14 protein-coding genes are annotated in these 22,545 nt (G+C 58.6%); 9 read left to right on the forward strand and 5 right to left on the reverse strand.

What is annotated here, in order from left to right:
- The first annotated feature begins 49 nt into the window (after positions 1-49).
- The 3 genes from LJD29_RS19545 to LJD29_RS19555 all read left to right on the forward strand — a co-directional run bounded on the left by LJD29_RS19545 (position 50) and on the right by LJD29_RS19555 (position 6,288).
- Positions 50-3,634 (forward strand): outer membrane beta-barrel protein, encoded by a 3,585-nt coding sequence (locus LJD29_RS19545; protein ID WP_446743253.1) that lies wholly within the window; start codon positions 50-52, stop codon positions 3,632-3,634.
- Positions 3,635-3,818: 184 nt separating this feature from the next.
- Positions 3,819-5,342, forward strand: a complete 1,524-nt coding sequence (locus tag LJD29_RS19550) for a glycoside hydrolase family 32 protein (protein ID WP_446743254.1) — start codon at positions 3,819-3,821, stop codon at positions 5,340-5,342.
- Between the two features lie 220 nt (positions 5,343-5,562).
- A complete protein-coding gene (locus tag LJD29_RS19555; protein ID WP_446743255.1) occupies positions 5,563-6,288 on the forward strand; it encodes a GntR family transcriptional regulator in 726 nt (241 codons plus the stop codon).
- Between the two features lie 118 nt (positions 6,289-6,406).
- On the opposite strand, the gene LJD29_RS19560 is transcribed toward LJD29_RS19555, so the two are convergent.
- Entirely contained in the window at positions 6,407-8,518 is a 2,112-nt protein-coding gene (locus LJD29_RS19560; RefSeq protein ID WP_446743256.1) for a glycoside hydrolase family 127 protein, read from the reverse strand.
- A 300-nt stretch (positions 8,519-8,818) separates the two neighbouring features.
- Between LJD29_RS19560 and LJD29_RS19565 the strand changes: the two genes are divergently transcribed.
- A complete protein-coding gene (locus tag LJD29_RS19565; protein WP_446743257.1) occupies positions 8,819-12,211 on the forward strand; it encodes an outer membrane beta-barrel protein in 3,393 nt (1,130 codons plus the stop codon).
- Between the two features lie 62 nt (positions 12,212-12,273).
- Here the strand turns inward: LJD29_RS19565 and LJD29_RS19570 are convergent, their stop codons facing one another.
- A complete protein-coding gene (locus LJD29_RS19570; RefSeq protein ID WP_446743258.1) occupies positions 12,274-13,059 on the reverse strand; it encodes an SDR family NAD(P)-dependent oxidoreductase in 786 nt (261 codons plus the stop codon).
- On the reverse strand, positions 13,056-14,048 hold the full coding sequence (locus LJD29_RS19575) for a galactitol-1-phosphate 5-dehydrogenase (protein ID WP_446743259.1): 993 nt from the start codon (positions 14,046-14,048) through the stop codon (positions 13,056-13,058). Before LJD29_RS19575 ends, LJD29_RS19570 begins: the two co-directional genes overlap by 4 nt.
- A gap of 68 nt (positions 14,049-14,116) precedes the next feature.
- Between LJD29_RS19575 and LJD29_RS19580 the strand changes: the two genes are divergently transcribed.
- From LJD29_RS19580 to LJD29_RS19600, 5 genes are read left to right on the forward strand one after another with little or no spacing between them, the layout of a single operon-like run.
- Entirely contained in the window at positions 14,117-15,061 is a 945-nt protein-coding gene (locus tag LJD29_RS19580) for an MBL fold metallo-hydrolase (RefSeq protein WP_446743260.1), read from the forward strand.
- A gap of 2 nt (positions 15,062-15,063) precedes the next feature.
- Positions 15,064-15,834 carry an SDR family NAD(P)-dependent oxidoreductase gene (locus tag LJD29_RS19585; RefSeq protein ID WP_446743261.1) on the forward strand — a complete coding sequence of 257 codons (771 nt, stop codon included), beginning with the start codon at positions 15,064-15,066 and terminating at the stop codon, positions 15,832-15,834.
- Positions 15,831-16,868: a zinc-dependent alcohol dehydrogenase gene (locus LJD29_RS19590; protein ID WP_446743262.1), complete on the forward strand. Its 1,038-nt coding sequence runs from the start codon at positions 15,831-15,833 to the stop codon at positions 16,866-16,868. The genes LJD29_RS19585 and LJD29_RS19590 overlap by 4 nt, the downstream gene beginning before the upstream one ends.
- Positions 16,865-17,629 (forward strand): SDR family NAD(P)-dependent oxidoreductase, encoded by a 765-nt coding sequence (locus tag LJD29_RS19595; protein ID WP_446743263.1) that lies wholly within the window; start codon positions 16,865-16,867, stop codon positions 17,627-17,629. The genes LJD29_RS19590 and LJD29_RS19595 overlap by 4 nt, the downstream gene beginning before the upstream one ends.
- Before the next feature lie 42 nt (positions 17,630-17,671).
- Complete coding sequence (locus LJD29_RS19600; RefSeq protein WP_446743264.1) at positions 17,672-19,138, forward strand: tetratricopeptide repeat protein; 1,467 nt, start codon at positions 17,672-17,674, stop codon at positions 19,136-19,138.
- A 13-nt stretch (positions 19,139-19,151) separates the two neighbouring features.
- On the opposite strand, the gene LJD29_RS19605 is transcribed toward LJD29_RS19600, so the two are convergent.
- Positions 19,152-21,296 (reverse strand): hypothetical protein, encoded by a 2,145-nt coding sequence (locus LJD29_RS19605; protein WP_446743265.1) that lies wholly within the window; start codon positions 21,294-21,296, stop codon positions 19,152-19,154.
- 2 nt (positions 21,297-21,298) lie between these two features.
- Entirely contained in the window at positions 21,299-22,537 is a 1,239-nt protein-coding gene (locus LJD29_RS19610; RefSeq protein WP_446743266.1) for an HlyD family secretion protein, read from the reverse strand.
- Positions 22,538-22,545 lie beyond the last annotated feature (8 nt).

Below are 22,545 nucleotides of genomic sequence, written 5' to 3' on the forward strand. Positions count from 1 at the left end.
TGTGTCAGCTCCGGGAGCTCTCCCGGTTCCGGCATTTGGAGATTGGCCAATGATGCATCGTTTCATCCGCACGTCGCCGAAGATTTGTGTCTTCCTGGCATTGCTCATCACACTCCCCCACTGGCTGCAGGCACAGTCGAATCGCGGCACCATCGTTGGAACCGTGGTCGACAGCTCCGGCGCGGTGGTTCCCGGCGCCAATGTAACCGCCGTGGAGACAAATACCAACACTACCTATCACGTCGTCAGCACGGCAGGTGGCGGCTACACGCTGCCGCAGGTGGTTCTCGGCATCTATAAAATCGATGCGCAGAAGGACGGCTTTGCTACGCAGGAGAAGACCGGCATCCAGGTCTTCATCGGCACCACCAGCACAGTAAACTTCCAGCTCGCAGCAGGCGGCGGATCGCAGACCGTGACCGTCTCCGATGCGGCACCCAGCCTCGAAACCTCTACTTCGGAAATGGGCGGCGTCATCACCTCAAAGCAGGTGCTCGAGCTTCCGCTGTCGCTCGGCGGCGTGGGAGCGTTCCGCTCGCCTGAAGCCTTTGCCTTCCTGCTGCCCGGCGTTGTCGGCCCCGGTACGGCAAGCAGCTCCAACGGTATCTACATTCAAAAGACCAGCGGCGGAGAGAACTTCGGCGACGACGTGCTGCTCGACGGAACTTCCGCCGCGCGCCCCGACAATGGCTCGACCTTCGACGAAACATCTCCCTCGGTCGAAGCTCTGCAGGAATTCAAGGTGCTGACCGCGACTCCTCCCGCGCAATACGATCGCACTACCGGCGGCGTGCGCAGCTTCACCACCCGCTCCGGCACCAATAGTTTTCACGGTTCGGCTTACGACTTCCTGCGTAACACCGTGCTCGATGCGAATACCTGGTTCAACGACCTGCAGCGCGCCACAAATGCACCGGCAGGCTCACCCGGCTACGCCACTTACGCAACGCCCTCCGAGCAGAAGAATGACTACGGCGTGTCGCTTGGTGGGCCGGTTATCATTCCGCACCTGTACGATGGCCGCAACAAGACCTTCTTCTACTTCGCGTGGGAACAGCTTACGTGGCCGCGCAGCAGCACCTCCACAACCACCGTTCCCACTACGGCAATGCGCAACGGCGACTTCTCGGCCATCATGACGAACAATCAGATCGGCACCAACCCCTGCACGGGCGCAGCCGTCTACGCCGGCCAGATCTTCGATCCGCAGTCCCAGCCCGATGCCAACACCCTCTGCCGTACCACAGCCTTTGCCGGCAACCAGATTCCCTCAGCCCGCTTTGATCCGGTCGCGTTGAAGGTGCTGAGCTACCTGCCGCAGCCTACTAACGGCGGCCTGGTCAACAACTATTCCTTCCGCTCGAGCTTCCCGACCAACAACACCACCTACACGATCCGCATCGATCAGAACATTTCGGCAAGCGACCATCTCTTCGCTTCGTACAACACGCGCGAAAACAGCCTGCTGACCGGTGGCACACCGATCCTGCCGAATCCGATCGACCCGAACACCTGGAACCAGGACTTCATCACTCACTACGGCCGCGTCGGCTGGGATCATGTCTTTACGTCGAATCTCACCAATCACCTGAACCTGGGCACTAACCGCACCAACAGCGTGAACACCTCGGCCGCCGTGGGCAACACGAACTGGGGCAGCGTCCTCGGACTCGGGAATGTCTCGGGCAGACCCTTCCCGCGCTTCAACATCGGCGGTTACGATTCCATCGGCCGCAATACCGGCGATGACGACATCGGCAATGAAGCAGACGTCTTCGATACCGTCACCTGGATTCGCGGACGCCACACGCTCTCGATGGGCGGCGATTACCGCTGGATCCAGTACAACAACATCGCGTTCGACAATTCCAGCGGCATCTTTGACTTCGACGCCGGCCAAACGACGGCGGGCAACTCCGGCACCATCAACTCTCAAGGCGGCTATGCCTTCGCCAGCTTCCTGCTCGGCCATCCCAACGACGCTTCGCTGACGGTCTTCCCGCACTATCCGCGCTATACCTCCAGCTACTTCGCCCTCTTTGTGCAGGACGACTTCAAGGTCAACCAGAAGCTCACCCTGAACCTCGGCTTCCGCTGGAGCGTCGATCAGCCGCGCAAGGAAGCGCAGAACTTCACCTCGAACTTCGATCCCAATATTCAGAACCCCGGTGCTCCGGGCCGCCTCGGCGCGCTCGAGTTCGCCTCTGACTGCGGCGGCTGCAATCCGCGCTGGGTCGACACTTACTACAAGGCTGTCGGTCCCCGTATCGGCTTCGCCTTCACGCCCTATGCATCGGGCACGACAGTCTTCCGCGGCGGCTACGGCATCCTCTACGGTCCGCTTTACTACGCAGACTTCGCTAACTCCATGAACGCCGGCTATGCGGCAACGCCGAACCCGACCGCGACCGACGGCTTCAGCAGCCCGTTCACGCTGGCCAATGGCTTCCCTGCCTACCAGACAGCTCCGATCCTCGATCCCTCCATCCGCAATGGAACCTCGGTTGACTACATCGCTCCCACCTTCAACCGGCCTCCTATGATTCAGAACTGGACCCTGCAGGTGCAGCAGCAGCTCGCCCCAGACCTCATCCTGAGCATTGGCTACGTCGGCAACAAGGGGCAGAACCTGCGCTCGGCCTCTGGATTCGGACAGTACAACAACGTCCGTCCCGGCGCTCTGGCGCTCGGCCAGAATGTGCTGAACGCCCAAATCAACTCGCCGGAAGCAACCGCCGCTGGAATTACTTCGCCTTATGCGGGCTTCAACTCCACTGTCGGCAACTCCCTGCGTCCCTATCCGCAGTACACACGCTTTAACACCGACTGCTGCCTCGAGAACGACGGCATGTCGAACTACAACGCACTCGAAGTCATGCTGCAACGCAACTTCCGCCAGGGCTTCAACCTTCAGGCTTCGTACACCTGGTCGAAAGCGCTCAACGACGCCGACAGCCTGCAGCCGGGCTCGAACGCCGGCGGCGGTCTTTACCAGAACCCCTTCGACCAGCACCAGGAAAAGGCACTCAGCAGCCAGGACCTCACTCACATGTTCGTCCTCAGCGGGCTCTACGATCTGCCCGTCGGCAAAGGACGGCATTTCCTCAACAAGAATCCATGGGTCGATGCCATCGTCGGCGGATGGCGCACAGGCGCGATCCTGCGCTACGAGAGCGGCCAGCCGCTGCCCTTCTACTGCGCCACTGGCGTCTCCGGATGGGACAACTGCTTCCGCTTCAACCTGGCCCAGGGAGCATCCGTCTACAACGCGGCGCGTCATCAATCGGGCTTCAACCCTCTGACGACTCCGTATCTCAATAACGCGGCCTTCGTCGATCCGAACCCCGACCCGAATGCGCCTATCAAGTTCGGCAGCCTGCCTCGCGTAACCGGCTTCCGCATGGACCCCTACTACGAAGAAGACCTCACGCTTGCAAAGGACTTCCATATCCGCGAAGTCGCAACTTTCCAGCTGCGTGCGGACGCCTTCAATGCCTTCAACCGCCACGTTTTCGCGGAGCCGTATAACCTCGGTCCCGCTCCAAACGCAGGCGCCAACAATACCTTCGGCTACGTGAACTCCACCAGCGACAGCCCAAGGGCGCTCCAACTGGAGTTCCGCGCCCAGTTCTAATCGATGTCTTCGCCTCCGCCAACCAGCGGAAAGCGTAACGATGGCCGGCAGATTCTTCTGCCGGCCATTCTTTTGCCCCATCATTCTGGCGCCCCGGCTGGCCTGATTCGAGTGCGCACAGGATAATGGTGAGTCATCATCACAAGCCTTAACTCAATCAAGATTCGAGGAGCGATTCCCTCTAATGGCCACCAGCACTACTAGACGGCAGTTCGTCAAACTCGCAGCCGGAGCCTGCTCCGCTGCTACGCTCCATGCGAATGCTCTTCCCTTTTCGCTCGCGGCCGAACAGGGCTTGCCATCGAATCTCGCCAGCGATCCGCGCCGTCCCCAGTTTCATCTGCTGCCTGCAAAGAACTGGATGAACGACCCGAACGGCCCTATTTATTACAACAAGCGCTACCACATGTTTTTGCAGTACAACCCCGAGGGCGCGACTTCAGCGAACAAGAGCTGGGCGCACGCTATCTCTGACGACATGCTGCATTGGCGCAACTATTCTGTGGCGTTCGTTCCCACACCGGGCGGTCCCGATGCCGCCGGATGCTTCTCTGGCTCGGCTTTCATCGACAACACTGGCGCAAAGCCACGTGTCTGCGCCGTCTACACCGGAGTAGTGAACGACAAGGAACACGAGACCATCCCAGGCGAAGGGCTGAAGGAGTCGCAATGCATCGCGTGGTCCGACGACCCCATGCTGTTGCACTGGAAAAAGGATCCGCAGCCGATCGTGCCCAATCCGCCGCCAGGCATGAAGGTCACCGGCTTCCGCGATCCCTCCGCCTGGAATCAGAACGGCGTCTTCTACATGACGGTAGGCTCGGGCATTCCCAATCTCGGCGGCTGCGTGCTGCTCTATCGCTCGCACGATCTTCGCCAGTGGGAGTACATGCATCCGCTTATCCAGGGCACATGGACCGGCTCCGACGATCGAGGAACAGTAGGCAATGGAACCATGTGGGAGTGCCCCGAGTTTTTCCCGCTCGACGGCGCGCATGTGCTCATCTACTCCTCAAGCGGAAAGGTCTTCTGGCTCTCCGGAAAACTCGATGAGGAGGCAATGCGTTTCGAACCGAAGAAGGGCGGCATCCTCGACCTCGACGCCTTCTATGCACCGAAGACACACACCGACGCGCAGGGCCGCCGCATCCTGTGGGGGTGGATCCCCGAGCGCCGCACCGATGCCCAGATGATCGCCGCCGGATGGTCCGGCATGACCAGCCTGCCCCGCGTGATGAATCTCGACTCCGACGGCAACCTTCGCATGACCATCCTGCCTGAGACGAAGGCGCTTCGCGGAGAGCCCATCACGATGAACAGCACGCCGGACGGCACGAGTGGAACGCTGGCGAAATCCAATGGAGAGGTTCTGCTTACCGGCACAAACGAATCGTCGATCGAATTCACCGTTTCCATGGGTGGCCAGGAGTTGCTCAAAGCGACATACGATCCGAAGCAAAATGCCTGGATCGCCGAAGGCCGAACTTACCAGCTCCAGGGAAAAAATCCTCCGACAATTCATGCATACGCCGACGGCTCCATCATCGAAACCATGCTGAGCGAGGAACTCGGCTATACCAAGCGGTTCTATTACACGGAAGCTATTGCCCCCGACCTGACAGTCCGCGCGTCCGGCAGCGGCATCCACGCGGAAGCATGGGCAATAAAGCCGATCAGCCCGGATCGTCTGACGACATCTGAAAGCTAGGTGCAACAGCCTCCAGTCTCAATGTCGAATGGTAAATAGCAGGGGGACGCGGTACTGGGATGAGCGTTAGGCGCAGCTTTATAGTTTCTCTATAAAGAACAGCTATAGATCTCGACATTTTTCGAGCGTTAGCCCTGCCAGTAGGCGTCGAATGTAGATTGAGGTTGGATTAGCCCCGATATGCTATAGAGTAAAGATAACCCTTGGAGGATTGCAGCACTTGAAGACGCCTGCCAGTAGAGTTTCGGGCCCCCTTGCCATTCAATCGGCCCCACAGGCAGCTGCCCAGGCTTTGCGCGAGGCCATCATCTCCGGCGAGCTGAAAGGTGGCGACCGGATTCTTGAACAGAAATGGTCTGCTCACCTGGGTATCGGGCAGCCGACCCTGCGCGAAGCCCTTCGCGAACTCGAGCAGCAGGGTTTGCTCAAGAAACTGCCCCAGCGCGGCACGTATGTGGCGCAACTCAGTCCCGAAGACTACCGGCGCATCCTCGAAGTACGCATTCCGCTCGAAGCCATTGCAATAGGACGTGCCGCTGCTCGCCTGACCAATGAAGCCGAGCACGAACTGACTGATCTGGTGATGGTGATGGCCGGCACCGGGAAGGAAGTCGACGTCCGCAGCTTCCACGACTGCGACGTGCTCTTTCATCGCAAGATCTGGGAACTGGCCGATAATGAGTATCTGCAGGAGACGCTCGAGAAGATCACCTTCCGGCTTTTCGTCTTCTCGGTGGTTGGCCGCTGGCCCGATACCCCGAATGCCTTCAGCGAGCGGCTGGCAGCGGTACAGCAGCACATGGCTATTCTCGAAGGATTACGCTCGCGCAATCCCCTCAAGGCGCGGACGGCATTCATACAGCAGACCATCCGTTACTGGAATACCCAGTATGATCTCCAATTGAATGAAGAAGAGATCATGGGTGGCAGCCTGGCTCATCTGTAGCCAAGACATTTGGCAGGCGCAGGCTTCAGCCCGCGCCTACTGTTCTTCGCTTCTCCCATGAGCATGCATTCCACCGGGGAGATCACCGAAACCCTGCATGGCAAAAGCACCGACATATTTACGCCTGCAATGGCATCCATACCGTCATCTCGACCGGTCCGCGATTGAGATTCGCATAGTAAGGTATCGCCGTCACCTGCACGCTCTTACCATCGTGCGTCTCCGTCTGATAGATTCCGGGCCCGGGATTTGAAGCGGCGACCAGCGTCATCGTTCCTTCCAGCGTCAGCGCCCCATCCAGGTCCGATGGTTTGCCGAGGGTAAGCTTCGTCTGCTCCAGAGTGAGCCTGCTCACATGCGCACCGTTGTCCGCCGACTCGAAGCAGTAGACCAAAGGACCGCGCATCACAGCTGCCTTGCCAAGATCGGCTCTCACTTGTGGCAGCGCCCGCACCTGCTCAACCGGCATCGGAAGGCTCACCTCGACAATGTCCCCTTTCTTCCAGATTTGATTCAGGCTGACGTAACCCCGGGTGCGCTTGGCAGTATTCACAGGCTTGCCGTTCACCTTCACCGTTCCGCCCTTGCACCATGCGGGGATGCGCAGCATCAGGTTACATGCTGAAGGCGGAGCTTCTTCGACCGCGATGCGAATCTCACCGTCCCACGGATAATTCGAAGCCTGCTTCAGCTTCATGCGGCTTCCCTTCACCGGAATCGTCGCTGAACTGCTGACGTAGAGGTTCACATAAACCGAGTCTTCATCTGTCGCATAGATATAGCCGGGCATCGCTCCCATCAGCTTGACGAACATCGGTGGGCAACACGGACACTCATGCCACACCCAGCGGCTGCGGTGCACGTCACCCTCAAGCGGATTCATATATAGATAGGTGTCGCCCTTGAGCGATACGCCGGACAACGCACCGTTGTAGAGGACCCGTTCCAGCTCGTCAGCATAACGCGCATGCCCGAATGCCTGGTTCATGTTCTGATGGAAGAAGGCAGCGCCAACTGCTGCGCAGGTTTCAAGATAGGCATCGTTCGGCAGCGTGTAGTCCGGGCCAAATTTCTCTTCCTGCGCGTATGCGCCGACTCCGCCGGTGATGTGCATGCGCCGATAAACCATGTTCTCCCACAAACGTACGGAGCTCTCCCGATAGCGCGGATCGTCATTCACGCGTGCGGCAGCGGCCAACCCTGCACAGAGCAGCGTCGCACGCACTGCGTGGCCCTCGATCACTTCCTGCTCAAAGACCGGTTTGTCATCCTGCGCATAGGCTCCCCATGACGGCCGACCATCGCCATACTTCTGATCACGGACAAACTGCTCGGCGGCGCTGCGATCGTGCTCCCAGTTAGGCAGGCCGATGTTGTTGCCACGCGCCTCAATCCAGAACTCGGCCAGCTCAAGATAGTGATTCTCGTCCACCGGCAGATTCAACTTCGCTTTCAGTTCCGGCTGCTCCTTGAAAAGTTCATACAAACGCACCATCGCTTCTTCCGGCAGCGGATGGCAGGGGACGATGTTCTTTTTCGGCGCCGGCCCCATGTAGCTGTACATGTAGTTAGCAATGCGAACGCCGGGAACGAGCAGCGTAGTTTTACCGGTGGCACGATAGAAGTGATTCCCGGCATCGACCAGCGCACCCAGGTTGTAGATCTCGTGCTGCCAGATCTGCAGGCCGCCGTTCAGACCCCAATCATGGCCCGGCTCAACGAGCTGGGTGTAGGTGTTGATGTACCCGCGTGGATCTTTCGCGGCAGCCGCGGCGATCCGTTCGCCATAGCCTTCGAGCTGTTGCTCAAGCTCCGGATCAGGATGGGTGACAAGGAAGTCGGACGCGCCGCGGATCATCTCGTAAACAAGCCCATCCATCCAGGGATCACCGGCGTGCCCACCAAGCTTGCCGTCGCGGACCTTGTCAAAGTTATTGATCGCGCCCCCACGATCGCTTTCGAACTTGCGGAAACAGTCGCGGATCGTCACTTCCTGCCAGACCTTCATCTTCGGCGACCAGAAAGCATCCGTGATGGTTACATTTTCAATCGGAACAGGGTGTAGCCGGTGCGAAGCCGTCATGACGGCATGGTCAATCGCCGGCTCTCCCGCCGCAGAGCTCGTAGCCTGGGCCTGTGTCTGCTGCTGAGAAAGAGCGGGCCGCGAGAACAGTGCTCCCATAGCCGTGAGAGAAGCCCCTCCGACAAAGTTCCTTCTTGAAATGCTCATTTGCTGCGCGATCCTTCCATGGATAGTGGAGGCATTCTATAAATAATCTTTAGCTGATGGCAAGCTGCATCGATTTTTCGGCGAGCGATCTTAGCGCTAGAGAGCTAGGCGTTCGTCAGATATGCCGGAAATCAATAGCGGGAATGGCAACAATCGCGTGCCGAGTATCGCCGGGCGTCTTCTCGAAACATTATAAATAATATTTCTTGACTACCGCTTGTTTCGTTCTTTAAATTTCTGCCCGCAGGAGTGTGGCTACGCGAGTCGCCCCTGCGATTTTGCGATTGAAGGAAAGACAATATGGCGCGTCTCCGAGTTCTTCTCGGTTTCTTTGCTCTTGCAGTTCTTTTTCAGGGGTCACCGGTCATGGCGCAGTTCAGCGGCGGCTTGCAGGGTTCTGTTCAGGACTCCAGTGGCGCTTCCATTCCTGGAGCGTCGATTACGCTGACAAATACCGATACCCAGGTTTCTCAGACCACTACTACCGACGCCAGCGGTGTCTACCGCTTTGCCAGCCTTGCTCCAGGCAACTACCGCGTTACGGTGAAGGCGAGCGGATTCACCGCTAACTCCGTTGCGTTTGTATTGCAGACCGGTGAGACGCGAAACGTACCGGTAACACTGGCGGTGGGCGGCTCGAGCACGACCGTCAACGTTACCAGCCAGGCTGCGCTGCTTGACACCTCCGACAGCCGCAACCAGGCGACGCTGGGCACGCAGGCGCTGAATACGCTTCCGCTCTCCACGAGAAACCCCACGCAGCTTGTCACACTCGCACCGGGTGTCACCGGTATTGGCGCGGGGACTGCGACAAATTTCAACCCTGAGAATTACGTCGATGCAAGCGCCAACGGCCGCGGCCAGAATGGAAACCAGTACATCGTCGACGGACTCGACGTCACGAGCAATATCCGCCCGGGCGTGCTAAACCTGACACCCAGCGCGGACACTATTTCTGAGCTGAATATCCAGACCAACACCTATGCCGTCGATTTTGGCCGAGCCAGCGCGCTGCAGGTGGTGATGACGACAAAGTCCGGCACTGATCGGTACCATGGCTTCGCAAGCGAGTACTACACCTACCAGGGCCTCTGGGCGAAGGGTGAGTTTACGCATCCGGCCCCAGGCAGCCCGACATACGCGCCCTTCCATACAAACAACATGTCGTTCGGCGTGGGCGGACCGGTGATTCCGAATCACCAGTTCTTCTTCTTCTTCGGCATCGAGCCTTATCGTGCGATCACCAGCAACGGTCTGAGCCTGCAGACGTATGAAGATCCAGCATTCGTGAACTTCGCGCAACAGGCGCAGCCCAATTCTCCGGAAACACAGCTGATGGTGAAATATCCCGCATCGAACGCGAATTTCGTAAAGGTCGCATCGACCGCACAGGATGTGTTGGGAGCGCAGAACCTCGCAGCGAATACGGGATGCGGCACGCCCAGCACGGACAACATTCCCTGCTCTCTGCCTGTCTTCGACAACGGCAATTTCGGCTCGAACAGCTATAACAACTCGAAGCAGTACAACATTCGTATCGACAAATACTTCTCAAAGGACCGCCTTTACGGCAACTTCATTCGCAACACCATCGATACAGGCGGACCGGCTGTCCGCCCGGCCTTCGCCACCACCAGCAAGTATTTCGGAGCGGCACTCCAGATAAATGAGACACACACCTTCACGCCGAAGACGCTGAACGAAGCAATCTTCGCCCGCAATCGGATCGAGGGATATGCACCGGCTACAGGCAACTTTGACGTACCGGTGGTGAACGTCACGGGCCTTGGAGTAGGCTTCGGTTCTGGCTTCGCGCAAGGCGACTACATTCAGCACAGCTATCACTGGCGCGACGTACTGACCCATATCCGCGGCTCGCACGAATTCAAGTTCGGCTACGAAGGCTGGCATGGTTCTGATGTTGCGATCTTCCAGGGAGCTTACGGACAGCCGACCTTCCAGTTCAACAACATCATCGACCTGATTAACGACAACCCCTACAGCGAAACCGGCCTCTCGTACAACATCGTGAGCGGCCAGCCGCAGCCCGGCAACTACTACTTCGGCATGACCATTGGCGGGGCTTTCGCCGAGGATACATGGAAGGTCAACCGAAAGCTCACGTTGAACTACGGGCTGCGATACGACAACAACGGCAATGCGTATCCGATTGAGAACGGCATCCTGGCGAATTTCCATCGGGGTACCGGAGGCTCATTTGCCGATCAGATTGCGAACGGCGTAATGAAGGCGCAAAGTCATACGCTGAACCATGACATGAACTGGATCTTCAGCCCTCGAATCGGCTTTGCTTACGATCCGACAGGCAGCGGAAACTGGGTGGTTCGCGGCGGCTTCGGCGTCTTCCACGATCTGTTCACCGAGGGCAACCAGGAGAACGGGTTGCGCGGTAATCCACCGTACTGGACGATTCCGACGTTCTACAACAACGGTTCGACCGCGCCTCCAATCTTCAGCTACGGCACGCAGAACACCTTTCCTTATGGCTTTACTTATCCTGCCTTCCAGGGACAGGCTCTCGACTCCAAAGGCGGAATCGTCGGCTCGCAGATCACCGTTGGCGGTGTGGATGTGAATCTGAGTTCGCCCAATACTTACAATTGGTCGGTCGCGGTTGAGCGGCAGATCACGAACGCGCTGGTCGCTAGCGTCGGCTACGTAGGCTCGCATTCTGAGAACCTGGTAACAGGGGGCGGCAACACAAACAATACTTCTTACGGCATGGACGTAAACGTATTCAACGGCGACCTGCTGCAGCATCCGAACTTTGCCGCTGACGGCACTTACCAGGGCACCGGCACGCAGACGAGGCTGAACACCAGTTTTGGCACGCTCGACTATGCCACCAACGGACCACGTTCGAACTACAACGCGTTCATTGCGGCGGTGAAAGGGCGATTTGTCACCCGTGGGTTCATCACTGCGTCGTATACTCTCGGCACCTCGCACGACAACTGGAACAGTATCTACCCCGGCGCGACGTGGCAGAACTACTATGCCCCTTCGCCGTGGGACGTGCGGCATCGGGTGTCGGTAGGCGCGACCTATGATCTGCCCGGACTGCGCAGCGGCAGCCGTTTTCTCGATCACGCAAGCAATGGATGGCAGCTGTCCGGCACTATCGTTCTGCAGGGAGGTGTTCCCTTCACTGTTTCGACCAATCAGGCACTATCGATTAATCCGGTCGCGGCGGACGGAGCGACAATCACCAGCGCCAACTATGCGGCTGAGCTTGCCGCCGGAAACGTGCAGTACAACCCTGGCAGCGGCGACTTCAATGCCGATGGAGACAACAACGATTTCCCAAATGTTTCGAGCTACAAGACGAAGCGCTCCCGCAGCGACTACATCACTGGGATCTTCCCTCACTGCGCCGGTTCTAACCTCGACAACTGCGGTCCGTTCTCGCTGCCGGGCGTAGGCGTGGAAGGAAACGAAAAGGTTAACGAGTTCCGCAATCCAGGCTTCGCCGAGACAGACGCCGCGCTTCACAAGGTCACTAAGCTCTGGGAAGGGGTGGACCTCGATGTTCGCGTGGATGCGTTCAATCTCTTCAACCGGGTGAATCTGGGAGCGGTCGATGCCAACGCGCCGGATCAGAACTTTGGACAATCCACCGCGCTCTCTGCCAACCCGCGAAACTTCCAGGGTGCGGTGAAACTTAGTTTCTAGGCCTTTCAGAAACGAAGGGCGAGTGCTTCGTGCACTCGCCCTTTTTATTTCTACGCAGAAGCCTAGACTGTCGCCTTGGTGGCTCCCGTCGAAATGCCGCCGTCGATCAACAGTGTCTGGCCAGTGATGTAAGCGCTTGCATCGGACGCGAGAAAGACGACCGCGCCGTTCAAGTCATCGGGCATGCCGGGACGCTTGAGCGGAATACGATCCTTGAGGTATTCGACCCACTTCTCGTTTTCGTAGAGGATTGAATTTTGTTTAGTGCGGAACCATCCTGGAGCGAGGCAGTTCACAGTCACTCCATGCGCGCCCCATTCGTCGGCAAGACTCATCGTCAGCTGCTTGATGCCTCCGCGGCTGGCGCAGTAAGGAGCGATGCCGGCGTATCCGAAAACGCTGGTGACAGAACCGATATTGATGATGCGTCCGTAGCCACGCTCAACCATGCCGCGCGCGAAGGCCTGTGCAACGAAGAACGCGCCGCGCAGGTTGGTATCGAGCACAGTATTCCAATCCTGCCAGGTCACTTCGAGAGACGGCTTGCGCACGTTGCAACCCGCGTTGTTCACAAGGATGTCGATGCGGGGAAAGTGCTCTGCTGCGCGCTGGGCGATCGTGCTTACAGAGCTTTCATCGCGTACGTCCAAAGCCAGAGCGGCAACTTTGCGCCCGAGCGATTCGATCTCTGACTTAAAGGAGATCAGATCCTCTTCTTTGCGGCTGGTGATGATGAGGTCGGCGCCGGCATGCGCCAGTGCACGGCCAAAGTATTGGCCGAGGCCACGGCTTGCTCCGGTAACGACGGCAACTTTTCCTGTGAGGTCGAAGGGATTTGTCACGCTCATGGCTGCAATACTACCTTCATCAGCCCACGTTCGCGCGCATAGAGACGGTTGAACCAGTCCGCTCCTTCGTCCAGCGGAACGACGGCAGAGATGAGGGGATCTACATTGATCTTCCCAGAGCGCATCAATTCGATGCATTCAGGGTATTCACCCGCCGATGCGCATGAGCCAAGCAGGCTAAGCTGCCGCGTGACGATCTTCTGGAGAGGCATCTCAACTTTCGGCGCGAGGTTGCCGACGAGCGTGACTGTACCACCCCTGCGCACGGAGTCTATCGCAGTGTGAATGGAAGCCTGCGCACCGACCACCTCAACGGCGATATCTGCGCCCTGGCCATCGTTTTCAGCCTGCAACTTTGCGAGCAACTCGGGATCCTTCGCGAGGAGGACTTCGTCTGCGCCTAAGGTGCGAGCGACGTCGAGCCTCTCCTGTTCCAGGTCCACAGCGACGATTCTTGTGCAGCCGAAGACGCGGAAGGCCTGGATCGCCAGCAGACCGATCATGCCGGCACCCACGACGACGGCGGTGCTGCCTGGCTTGATATTGGTGATGCGAGCCGCGTGTACGGCAATGGAGACCGCCTCGATCAACGCCGCCTTCTCGTAAGGGAAATCGTCCGGCAGCGTGTAAACGATATGATCGGGTACGGTTACGAATTCGGCGAAGGCTCCATGGCGGCGATAGTCGCCGCAGGAGACGCCCATCACCTGGCGGTTGTCGCACAGGTTTACATCGCCGGCCTTACAGTATTCGCAAGCTCCGCATGACACAGTGGAATCGAAGGTGACGCGGTCGCCCGCTTTGAAAGATGAAACCTCGCTGCCTACCGTATCGACAACCCCCGATGCCTCGTGTCCCATAATGAGCGGCGGAATACGGCGTCCACTGCTGCCGTCGTAACCATGCACATCGCTGCCACAGATGCCGCAGGCTTTTACGCGGATCCTTACATCGTGCGCGCCGGTTTCGGGCACAGGGACGTCGCGCATGTTGAGCACGCGGTTTTCTTCTAAAAGAAGGGCTTTCATTCCTTAAAAGATAATCTATAATTCGAGGCGTGTCGAATCCCGCTGCCACCGCCGATCCTGCCACTCCTGCTGCCGATCAGCTACGTTATGTCTTCACTCGTAACGACCCCTTCAATCGCAATGCTCCGATTGTTCCGGTCGTCTCAACGCTCCAATCAAGCAGTGAGTACATGGCTTCGATTCGCGGCTTCACAGTTCCAAGTGGCGCGATCGCACTGTGGTTCCTGGGACAAAACGGCTTCCTCATCAAAGATGAAAGCGGCCTGCTGATCGGTATCGACCTGTATCTATCAAACAGCTGTGCCAAAACGTTTGCACACCTGCCGTTCAGGCTCGATCGACAGCTTCCAGTCTTCATTGAACCGGAGGATCTGGATATCGATGTATTTCTTACGACGCACTCGCACGATGACCACTGCGACATGGAGACGCTGCAACGCCTTGCTCATACTGACCGGATGCGTTTCATGGGTCCATTCGATTCGTGCCGCAGGTATCGTGAAGCGGGACTGCCCGACGAGCATTGCACGCTGATCCATCCTGGGGAACGTGTGGAGCTTGGGCATGGATTGACCTTGCAGGCGAGCTTTGCATTACCCACTGACGACACGGATCTGAATCACACCGGAGTGCTGCTCACCTTCCCCAGCGGCATTCGCTTCTACAACAGCGGCGACACCGCGTACGCTCCGCGCCTGGGCGCGCTGCTGCCGCGTGACGTGGATGTATGCACAATCTGCATCAACGGAGGCTTTCATAACCTCACGCCCACGCACGCCGCAGAGATTGTGAAGGCGGTCAGACCGCGCGTTGCCATTCCCTGCCACTACGACATGATGGTGAATAACGTGGGTTCGCCGGAGATGTTTCGCATTGCCCTGGAGCAGGCAGGGTCGGATGCTGCTTTCCACGAGATGCGCTACTACGAACCCTGGATCTATCAGCGGCTCAAAGTTGAAAGAGAAGAGATCTGACCATGGAAGTTTCTCTCGCAGGAAAAGTTGCAGTGATCACTGGGGCGGCCTCGGGCATCGGCAAGGCTGTTGCGCACGCTTATCTCGCCGCAGGAGTAAAGGGAATCGTTGCGGTCGATCGATCTGAAAAGCTGAAAGACAACTTGTCGACGCTGACCGGCAGTTATCCGGAGAAGGTGGTGCTGGTGCGTGGCGACGTGAGCGAGGAGCAGGCGGCGAAGGACTATACACGGGCCGCCATCGATCACTTCGGCGCGATTGACATCCTGGTGAGCAATGCAGCCATCAGCATCGTCAAGCCGTTGCACCTGCACACGCCGGAAGAGTGGGACAGAGTGATGAGTGTGAATGTGCGCAGCGTTTACTGGGCTGCGCGCCACGTGATTCCGCAAATGATGAAGCAGCAGAGCGGGCTGATCCTGATTACGGGTTCTATTTCCGGTTGTATCGGCATTCCCACACAGGGGGCCTATGCACCCTCGAAGGGAGCACTGCACGAAATGGCGAAGCAGATGGCGATTGAATACGCGCCGCATGGCATTCGTGTGAACTCCATCGCCTGCGGCACGGTGGATACACCGATTGTGCATGCATCTGCGGACGCCTCAGGGGATTCGGAAGCCTACTGGGCAATGCTCAGGGATGCCCACCCTATCGGGCGCATTGCGAAAGCCGAAGAAGTTGCTGATTTTTACACCTACATGGCGTCGGACCGGGCTAGCTTCTTTACGGGTGCCGTGATCATGATGGACGGAGGATACACGGCACGATGAGCGATTCTACTGAAACCATGCGGGCTGCGCAGTTCCTGGGGCCGCACCAGCTTGAGATCCGAACGGTCGCACTGCCCGCGATCTCTGAAGGAGAAGCGCTGGTTGCCATTGAGGCATGCGGCTTCTGCGGATCGGATCTTAGCATCTTCGCGGGCACGCATCCCCGGGCGCGCGCTCCGCTGACCGTTGGACACGAGCTGGCGGGACGCATCGTGCAAATAAAAGATGCCGTTACAGGACTGCGCGTGGGCGATCGCGTGACTGTCTTCCCGCTCATCACATGCGGTAAGTGTTACGCCTGCACTCATGGCCATTCGCATGTGTGCCGCCAGCTGCGCCTCTTCGGCATCGATGCCGATGGAGGCATGGCGCAGTTTGCGAAGCTTCCCGCGTCGGCGTTGATTCCCTTGCCCGACGATGTTTCCTATGAGATCGGCGCACTGATCGAACCGTTAGCAGTCGTAATTCACGGCATTTCGCGTGTTCCATTCGAGGATGTGCAGCTTGCCGTCGTTCTTGGAGCAGGACCGATTGGACTGCTTACGGCATTGGTTGCGAAAGCCCGAGGCATACCCGAGGTGCTGGTGAGTGATGTGCTTCCTCATCGCCGCGAACTTGCCGAACAGCTCGGTCTTCGCGCCGTTGCAGCAGGCGAAGAGCTGCGCTCGCTGGTGATGGAGCTATCCGATAACAACGGCGCCGACGTGATCTATGAATGTGCAGGGCATCCTTCAGCAGCGCTCGAGGTCACGGAGTTGGCGCGTTCGCGTGGAGCAATCGTAAACCTCAGCGTCTTCAAGAAGCCGGTAGAGATCGATATGCAGGCAGTGAACTTCAAGGAGCTGGAAATTTTCGGCTCACGCGTCTACGAGCGCAAGGACTTCGAAGAAGCTTTGCGCCTTGCTCCGGCACTTCCCCTGGCCGCACTCATCACCCGCACCTTTCCGCTCGATCAGGCCGAGGCTGCTCTGCAGCAGTTCCGCGCGGGAGAAGTCTGTAAGGCAATCATCTTCCCACAGCAGGGTCCTGCATGAGCCGGTTTCGTCTCGATGGAAGGCTTGCTCTTGTTACGGGTGGATCGCGCGGCATTGGCTTCGGAGCTGCGAAGGCACTGGCCGAATCCGGCGCAGGCGTAATTCTGGTTGGGCGCAATGAAGCGGAGCTTCAAAAGAAAGCCGAAGAGTTACGTGGTATCGGGCCTGCGGTGCACGTCTCGCCGTTCGATCTCGCGGACTCACAAAATATCGCCGCATGGTTCGAATCAATCACTGAGTCGATCGGAAGCCCGGACATTCTCATCAATGCGGCTGGCATGACGCGCCGGGGACCTGCTGTCGAGCTCTCGCTCGAAGACTGGAATGCAGTGATTGCACTGAACACCACGGCAATCTTCGAGCTCAGCCGTCAGTTCGCGAAAAAGCTGCTGGCAGCAGAGCGGGGCGGGCGCATCATCAACATTGCCTCGCTGATGACAGCAGCAGCACGCGCCGGTACGTCACCCTACACTGCATCGAAAGGCGCCGTCGGGCAACTTACGAAGGCACTTGCGGTGGAGTGGGCGAAGAGCGGTATTCTCGTCAACGCCATCGCGCCCGGATACATCGCTACCGAGCTCACCGAGCCTTTAGTGAACGATGAAGCTTTCGATACATGGGTAAAGCAGCGCTGCCCATTGGGCCGATGGGGCGAGCCCGAGGACATCGCATGGCCGATTGTCTTTCTCGCCAGCGAGGCTGCGGCCTTCATCACGGGCCAGGTTATCTATGTCGACGGCGGATGGCTCGCCACCTTTTAATCCATTGGCCATCGTGTACGAAGAATGGATAGATTAACCGGGATGACTTTTCGACTCACTCGCGTGAAGCCTGTCATAACTTTTTCGCTTCTGACGATCGGCATTCCGGCATTTGCGCAAGGGACCGATCCCGCCGTGGGAGAGATTGTCAGTCATCTACGATCCGGCGATGCGCAAGGTGCTCTCACGCTTGCGCAGGCGCGAATCAAGCAGGAACCGGACAGCTGCCAGGTGCTATCACTGGAGGCAGTCGCATATACCGGACTCTCAAAAACTGATGACGCGCTGAAGAGCTTCCAGGCAGCACTGCGGCATTGCCCTGCGTACCTGCCCGCGCTCGAAGGCGCCGCACAGATCGGCTTCCAGCGGCACAGCATGTCGGCTGCACCGCTGCTCTTACGCATTCTTGAGGTGCAGCCGGGCAACCTGCCCGCGCATGGCATGCTGGCTTCCTTGTATGCAGGTGCGGGCGAATGCTCTAAAGCTATTCCGCACTTCGCTGCAAGCACGGCACTGCTGACTTCACAACCTTCCGCGCGAGAGAGCTACGGACGCTGCCTCGCTTTCACGGGCGATCTTCCCGGTGCGATCGAACAGTTTCGGCAGGTAGTCGCGGCCAATCCAACTGACGCCAACCAGTGCGATCTGGCTGATATCCAGTGGCGGAATCGTGAGCCGGCGAACGCAATGACGACGCTTGCGCCATTGCTCGGCGCAAAAACTTACTCTCCGGCCTTCTCTCTGGCTGCAAATATAGCTGAGAGTCAGGGCGACACGCCGCGTGCAGTGGAACTGCTGCGGCAGGCGATTCTGCTGGCGCCGGAAGACCAGGGCAACTATATCGATTTTGCGAACCTGGCCTTCGCCCACAACTCATTCCAGGTGGGCATCGACATGCTCAATGCAGGCCTGCAACGGAACCCCACGGCTGCAACTCTGTATCTTGCGCGCGGCATCCTCGAGATGCAGTTGACGAAGCAGCAGGAAGCCGTGGCAGACTTCGAGAAAGCCCATCAACTTGATCCAAAGCTTTCGCTTTCGATGGATGCGCTTGGCATCGCCAGGAGTCAACAGCACGACGACACCGCTTCTCTCGCAATTTACCGCGAGCAGGCGCGTCAGCACCCGCAAGATGCTCTGCTGCACTACTTGCTGGCAGAACAGCTCTCCGAGAATGAATCCGCAGGATCGCCAGCCGCAGCCGAGGCTATCACTGCCGCAAAGCGTTCGGTCGAACTCGACTCCGGATACGCTCCGGCCCGGGTCCTGCTCGCGAAGCTTTACTTGTCCGCGAACAAACCGGAGCTTGCGATGCAGGAAGCAGCAGCTGTGCTGGCGCGCAGCCCCGAAGATGAAAGCGCGCTATACCAGGCGATGATGGCGAGTCGAAGGCTTGGCCGCAAAGCCGATGTACAGAGTTTTGCCAACCGGCTGCGTGATGCCCGCCAGCATGCCTCGGAGAAGCAGCAGAAGGGCGGCTACCAGTTGACTGAAAATTCTGCGCCCTGAAAACGAACGCCGCTCACGACCCTGTTGCGTAAAGTGCGTCTGCAGCAACTTCCTGCTGCATGCGATCGACAATCGCGCCGAGAGTTTTCGACATGTTCAGCATGGCCAGCTCTCTTTCCGAGAAATCGGCTTTGAGTGGCGCACCCGCGGTTTCCAGCAGCTCCACAACGCTGGGGTGCGTCAGGTGATCGTAGGACTTCCCTTTCAGCTGATTCTCAAGGCATAGAGCCATGTGATCGAAAGCATCGGCACAGCGTTCACGAAAGCTGTCCTGCAGATGCGCGAACGGGCGATCGTGCTGATGGGGATCGCCGAAGATCCGGAACTGGATGAGCGGCGCTTCCAACAGATAAAAGGTTCGAAGCGAAGCCTGCCAGCGGCGGATACGGTCACGCGCGGCCATGTGTCCGGGACGCCCAGGCCCTGTCTCGAAGGGCACGGCATCGGCCTGCGCATTGACGAGACCGAACTGCCGGTAGATCAGATCGCGCTGGCGGCGAATCTTCAACACCGTTGCCGCGTCAACGCCGCTGTTGGAAATGCGCACCAGCTCTGCCATCTTCCTCAGGTTGGTGACGAAGATGCGCACCATCTCGTCGGCGGCTGGACGAGGATAGGCCTTCTCGAAGACGAGCCACATCATCGATACGCCCAGCAGTACACCGACGACGCGGTCCCGAGCGACAGAGAGCGAAGTCTGAATCGTGAAGTCGCTCAGATTCACGAGATAAAAGGCCAGGGCTATCTGCAGTCCCGCATAGGATAGCCGCGAACTCGAAGTAGAGACCCAGGCAGCAAGCGCGGAGACGGCCGCCATCAGGACAGTGAAACCAGTTATGGAATCGATGTAGGGCAGGACAAAGATCTGCGAGCCCATGCCCAGAACGAAACCGCCGAGCAATGCGCCGCCAAGACGGAGAACCTGCTTCTGCCGTGAAGCCCCGACGTTGCTGAGCGCTGTCAGCACACAGGTGGTCACCGAAGTCGCAAGTCCGGGCCACGCCAGCGACACATAGATGACGTAGCAGATCATCGCCGCCAGCGTCCCTGCCAGCGCGAAGTTTATATATTCGCGATTCGTAAAAGCATCTTCGACAAAGATCGGGGCCTGCGAGGGCGGTGTCTCCAGAAGCTCAAGTCGCGGATCGATCGTGCTCTCACTGCTGAAGACCGTCGGCATCAGCAGGACTACCTGCTCCAGTTCTGAAAGCAGCGGCGTTCTGGCCGTCGGCGCCGGTTGACGATCGGGAACAGCCGGCTTGCTCTTTGCGGTGAATGATGCCCGTAACGCTGCAATGTCCTTCGCAAGCCACGCAGCGCGAGCACGATCATCCGGTTCGAGCGTAGAAACGCTGGTAGAAAGGGCGGCGGAAAAATCCACCGCGCGGCCCGTCAACGAAGTGAACGCGCTCATGCGAGAGCGGTAGGTGTTGCCTTCATTGCTCCTCGCGAGATGGCGACGCAGGGCTCCCATGCCCACGACCGCATATTGGCCCAGCTTGTGCCGGCTCTCGGTTGAGGGCGGTTCATCTGCCGCGTAGCTGCGCATCAGAATTTCGATTTGCTTCAGGCGAACGTCGATGCCGTCCATCACCTCGTCGGCATGAGAGATGGCGTGAAAGACCACTTCAACCGCAAGCGTGACCAGCGCGCCGATCAGCGCGGCTGCAACCTGCCAAAGGGTCAACTCCACGTTACGGCTTGCGGGGCCGGGCAGGTACCAGATGCCAAGAATATTGGTAGCGACAAGGCTCAGTCCGCTGACGAGCACGAAGTTGGTGAGCGTCCGCAAGAGGAAGAAGACGGCGAAGAGACTGACCGCTTCCCACACGAAATGCATCTCCGGCACGCCGGCGAAGAAACGTGCACCTATCGGTATGAACAGGCCGCCGATGGAAAACGCGACAACGAGCGAGAGCGCGGAACGCGCAGTGGAGAGAAGATTCTCGCGAGAAAGGATGAAAGCGACGAGCGCTCCGATAGCCCCGCCGGGGATGCCGAACGTGACGATGAGCATCGCGCTCAGCGTCGATGAAATGACCATGCGGGCAACAATGGAACCTCTGCCTGGATACGGCGCCAGTTCAGAGCGCAGAAATTCGCTGAACCAGGTCGTAAGCCGCTGGGCATGAGGAAGCCGAAGCGCCGAGCTCGCCATGGCTAACGGCTCGCTACCCGCGCAGACTCGCCGCGAATGACTACAACCGCTGATTCACCGAGGCGCAGGACATCTGACGGAGGCGACTCGATGCGCACGCGCACCGGGAAGCGTGACGCCAGGTGCACCCAGTTCAGCGTGCGCTGTACATCCGGCAGGCCGGGCTGGCTCAACTTGCCTATAAGATCGGCATCCGGAGTCACGCCATAACCCACGCTCTCGACGATGCCCTTCATACGCACGTTGGGTCGAGACATCACGTAGACCTCCGCCTCCATGCCCGGACGGATGCGCTGAAGCTGAGTCTCGCGGAAGTTCGCAATCGCCCACCAGACACGTGTGTCGATCAGCGTGAAGATATGCTGGCCGGCAGTGGCATACGCGCCTTCTGAGATCGTCAGGTTCGTTACGCGAGCATCGAAGGGAGCGACGATCCGTGTGTTGTCGTAGTTATATTGCGCCGTATCGATGGCTGCCTGCTTGCCCGGCAACTGCCCGGTCAACGGCTCCAGAGTAGTGACATTGTGCGAGGCCTGCTGTACCTGCTGATGACTCTGCAAAACCGTAGCCTGCCCCTGCTTGTACTGGGCTTCCGCCGCGGCCAGGCTCGCCTGCGCCAAGGCCAGCTGTGAACGTGCCTGCTGCGCGGCCTGAGAATGCGAGATCTGCAGAGTACGGGCCTGATCGACCTGGTCGACGGTGACAAACTGCTTGGCCAGCAGTGGCTCAATGCGGTGCAGATTGTTCGTCGCGTAAGAGAGCTCTGCATCTGCGCGATCGACAGCAGCCTTGGCGTTGTTCACGTCGGCTTTGGCCTGATCGATCGATGCGGAAGCGCGCATAAGACTCGCTTCGGAGCTGAGTTCGCTGGCGCGGGCCACATCCACGCCGCTGCGCTTGCCTGCGATGATGCGCTGCTCGTCGCTGATCTCGCCCTTCAGTGCCTCCTGATCAGATTTAGCGTGAGCCAATGCATAAGCATAAGGGCGGTCATCGATCTGGAAGAGCAGATCGCCCTGCTTGACCATCTGGTTGTCTGCCACATGGACCTGCATGATCGGGCCGCTCACCAGCGGAGCAATCCCGATATAGTTTGCGAAAATTTCGGCGTCGTCTGTACGCGGATCGTACGTAATGCGATCGATCACCAGCGCGCCGGTCACGATAGCGCCAAGAATCGCAACGACTGCAATGACTCGCCCGAGCGGGCTTTTTGACTGCGATGATTCGTCTGGCGCCATTTCTCTCT

It is taken from the genome of Silvibacterium acidisoli, assembly GCA_022870745.1.
GTDB lineage: Bacteria > Acidobacteriota > Terriglobia > Terriglobales > Acidobacteriaceae > Silvibacterium.